Annotated in this window: 4 protein-coding genes; 2 read left to right on the forward strand and 2 right to left on the reverse strand. The window is 45.2% G+C overall.

What is annotated here, in order from left to right; translation table 11 throughout:
- Positions 1-173: 173 nt before the first annotated feature.
- Positions 174-587, reverse strand: coding sequence for a cupredoxin domain-containing protein (locus Q0241_RS07410; protein WP_299375430.1), 414 nt, complete (start codon positions 585-587; stop codon positions 174-176).
- A 101-nt stretch (positions 588-688) separates the two neighbouring features.
- Positions 689-1,273, reverse strand: a complete 585-nt coding sequence (locus Q0241_RS07415; RefSeq protein WP_299375433.1) for a DUF4142 domain-containing protein — start codon at positions 1,271-1,273, stop codon at positions 689-691.
- Positions 1,274-1,559: 286 nt separating this feature from the next.
- Between Q0241_RS07415 and Q0241_RS07420 the strand changes: the two genes are divergently transcribed.
- Positions 1,560-2,495, forward strand: coding sequence for an AraC family transcriptional regulator (locus Q0241_RS07420; RefSeq protein WP_299375436.1), 936 nt, complete (start codon positions 1,560-1,562; stop codon positions 2,493-2,495).
- Between the two features lie 164 nt (positions 2,496-2,659).
- A complete protein-coding gene (locus tag Q0241_RS07425) occupies positions 2,660-3,028 on the forward strand; it encodes a hypothetical protein (RefSeq protein WP_299375438.1) in 369 nt (122 codons plus the stop codon).
- Positions 3,029-3,076 lie beyond the last annotated feature (48 nt).

A 3,076-nucleotide genomic window follows, 5' to 3' on the forward strand; every position in this document is an offset into this window, starting at 1 on the left:
GTCGGGTCGATCCCCTTCTTTGTCGGGTTATGCGTGGTCATGCCTGTGTTGGGTCATTCCACATGGCACCTCTATCGCAAGGTGGTCGCAGAGTAGATCCGCTTATTCTTCCACATCCCCACATGGTCTTTGTTCAAAAGAAACCCTGAGCCATAAACACGAAGCAATGCGGCTCAGGTTTCTTCTTTATTTCTTAAGCGAATTTCTCCCTTCATATGGGGGTGGAAAAGGCAATAATATTCCCCCGCCATTGCTTTTGTAACAATCAAGGTACGATGCTGGTTTAGTGCCAGTTCCTGTGTATCCCAGCGACCATCAAGGGCCGTCGCCGTATGGGGGCTGATATCCCGATTTATCCAGCGGATTTTATCACCCGGACAAACCGTAATTACTTCTGGCACAAAAACCAGATTGTGAATTTCTACTGTATGCTCCTGGATACTGTCAGCTGCTTGCACCAGTTGAGACAGCCCCGTCAACACGCCACCCCCAGCGGCTATTCCTGACATAAGACGAGCCGATGCAACAACCCCCGTTGTTGCACCAGCCAAGTTAATCATACCTGTCAAAAAAGACCGTCGTCTCATTAAAGAGCTGTACCCAACTACATCCTTCCGTTTTGACCATTTATTTTTTTGTACTTTTGAAGATATTGTATCTTTCTCAACAAGGTTTTTCATTTATTTTCTCACTTAAGCTTCTTCACCATCATTTCTGCATGACCTTCATGGACTTTGAATATTTCAAGTCCCTTTTTGAACAGAGCTTTCACCTCTTCATTTTCAATGTTGGGGATAAAACTGTATTCAACCAGTTCATTTACAGCCTTGTGATAAGCCAATTCATTCGCGGCATAGGCCCGGTCAAACTCCACGCCTCGCAGGCTTGCCAGATCAGTGATAATCTTCTCAGAGTTTTTATTCAAAGTTTGACTAAGAAAGTTATCCTGTGCCTGTGCCCCAAGCTTGCCAAGAAGATCAAGCGCAGCTTTGTTAACCGCTTCGTGATCCCGGATCATGGTCTGGGCAAACGTCCGAACATCAGGATTATCAGATAAGGCCAAAGCTAAATGTGCATATTTGATATCAATGTTATCCGCACTATAGGCAACGTGCGCAATTTCCAGGTCATTCAACTCTGCAGGGTTTTCCGCAATAGCCTTGGACAAAAAGCCCAAATTAACTGTCACCCCCCACAGAAAAATCAACCCAACAGCACAAACTTTGATACTGCTATTACCCAAAACCTGTACAATATAATTCAGCCTTTTCATTTTTTATTCCATTCTTTCACTATGAATTCGATTAATTTTGACCAGAACAGAAAAGACCGAAAAAGATGAACTGTGAATGCCCAACAGTTCGTTATACATTGCAGATCGTTCAAAGCACTGGACGAGACAACTCAAGACAGTTCATAGTCATCCAACAAAATCATACCGACAGGTCAGGTGTATTTATTCAAAAACAGTTACCTAACCAAAACTCTTACCCATCGGGGCCAATGTCAGAATAGATTTTTGCAAGAAAAGAAAACAAAAAGGAATAAAGGGATTAGTCATGCTGGACGCACTTAGTGATATTCTTACCCGGCTTTCTGTGAAAGGTACGCTGTATTTCCGTACCTCCTTTACCTCAACCTGGGGCTTGGAAGTTCCCCCCTTTGAAAACGCTGCCCGCTTCCACTTTGCACACCGGGGAACCTGTAAAGTTATGATCAACAAGACAGGTGAAAACCTTGTCCTCGCACAAGGTGATCTGGTGATCATTCCCCACGGTGCCAGCCATAGTCTCTTTTGCGAGAACACCTCGCCCCACGAAATTTTGCCACTGGATCGCGTCGTAGAAGAGTCCGGTTACAGGGGAGACGGCGTTTTGGTCTATGGTGGTGGAGATCTCGAAAAAGAAACCCAATTGATCTGTGGCCATTTTTCTTTTGCCAAAGATGCAAGGCATATGATCTTTGACCAGTTACCCGACTATATCCACATCCAAAACTATGGCGAAACAGCAGGGAAATGGATGGAATCAACCCTGCGCATGATCGGGGACGAAACCGGAAGTGCCAAGTTTGGCGGTGATCTTATCGCCCTAAAAATGTCCGAAGTTATTTTTGCCCAGGCAATCAGAACCTTTATAGAAAATCAGGGATCAGAGATCACAGGATTTGCCGCCTTTGCCGACCCCTATATCTCACGCGCACTGAATGCGTTTCACAAAGAACCGGCCGAGAGTTGGTCAGTAGAAAGCCTCGCCCGCGAAGCGGGATTGTCACGAACTTCCTTTGCCCAGCATTTTGCCAAAAAGATGGGCGTTACCCCCATTCAGTATCTGACGTCATGGCGTATGCAAATTGCACGGCAAGGATTGGTAGAACAAAAAATGAATGTAGCCGAAGTAGCCGCCCTGATCGGTTATGCCTCGGAATCAGCTTTTTCCCGGGTCTTCAAAAAAGAAGTGGGCGCATCCCCGGCAGAATACAGAACAGCCCATTAGTTTGAACGATCAGGCATATTTCCCGAACTATCTGAACTTCATCGTCCGAAAAATTCCCTTACATTGATCTTATGAGTTTCGAACCGTCTTTCCTCACAAGAGGAAAAGGCTCCTCAAAGACCGTTCGAATTTACGAACGAACTTAAATGTAAAGGATGCTTAAAATGATACCGCGTTTTGTCACCAAGAATATTCACGCCTACCTCGATTACCCTGTTGCGATCAGCCTCATCGTCCTTCCCTTTATTCTTAATCTGGGCAGCAGTCACCCTGTCGCTATGTGGCTTTCCGTTGTCACCGGCGTGGCCGCTTTTATACTGACGCTCCTTACGGATCATCATCTAGGTGTCTTCAGGGTTTTGGCTTATAAGTTTCATCTATCAGTCGATTTTGCAGTTGGTGCACTATTTGTTCTGATCCCATTTATCCTCGGTTTCAGTGGCATCGATGCTATTTATTACTGGGCAAATGGCCTCGCAGTACTGACTGTTGTCGGACTACATAAGTCTGATGAAGCCATGCAGATAGCGTAATTGACAAAGGATACATAAGGCACTTTGCTGAAAGGCTATTCTTTGAAA

It is taken from the genome of uncultured Kiloniella sp. (genome assembly GCF_937128705.1).
Classification (GTDB): Bacteria; Pseudomonadota; Alphaproteobacteria; order Kiloniellales; family Kiloniellaceae; genus Kiloniella.

Coding starts and splice junctions, on each gene's coding strand:
- Q0241_RS07410 (WP_299375430.1), bottom strand. CDS start 587: ATGAGACGACGGTCTTTTTTGACAGGTATGATTAACTTGGCTGGTGCA.
- Q0241_RS07415 (WP_299375433.1), bottom strand. CDS start 1,273: ATGAAAAGGCTGAATTATATTGTACAGGTTTTGGGTAATAGCAGTATC.
- Q0241_RS07420 (WP_299375436.1), top strand. CDS start 1,560: ATGCTGGACGCACTTAGTGATATTCTTACCCGGCTTTCTGTGAAAGGT.
- Q0241_RS07425 (WP_299375438.1), top strand. CDS start 2,660: ATGATACCGCGTTTTGTCACCAAGAATATTCACGCCTACCTCGATTAC.